1 protein-coding gene is annotated in these 250 nt (G+C 59.2%); it reads left to right on the plus strand.

Going from position 1 to position 250, the window contains the following annotated elements; translation table 11 throughout:
• A partial coding sequence (locus F0L74_RS33575; RefSeq protein WP_213087196.1) for a ZIP family metal transporter occupies window positions 1-250 on the plus strand: 250 nt, incomplete at both ends.

Below are 250 nucleotides of genomic sequence, written 5' to 3' on the forward strand. Positions count from 1 at the left end.
CCTCATCGCCCTCTGCGCATTCGTGGCCACTTTGATCGGCGGCCTTGCGGCATTGCGATTCAAGGACAAATTACACCTCATCCTGGGCTTCAGCGCCGGGGCAGTCATCGGCGTGGCCTTCTTCGACTTGATGCCGGAAGCTATTGACCTTGGGAGCAGGTATCATGGCGCCGCTCTGACCATGAGCACGGTGGCCCTAGGATTCCTGGGGTATCTGGTCCTGGATCGCCTGATCTTCCTCCATGCGCAA

The organism is Chitinophaga agrisoli, from assembly GCF_008386695.1.
Taxonomy (GTDB): Bacteria; Bacteroidota; Bacteroidia; order Chitinophagales; family Chitinophagaceae; genus Chitinophaga; species Chitinophaga agrisoli.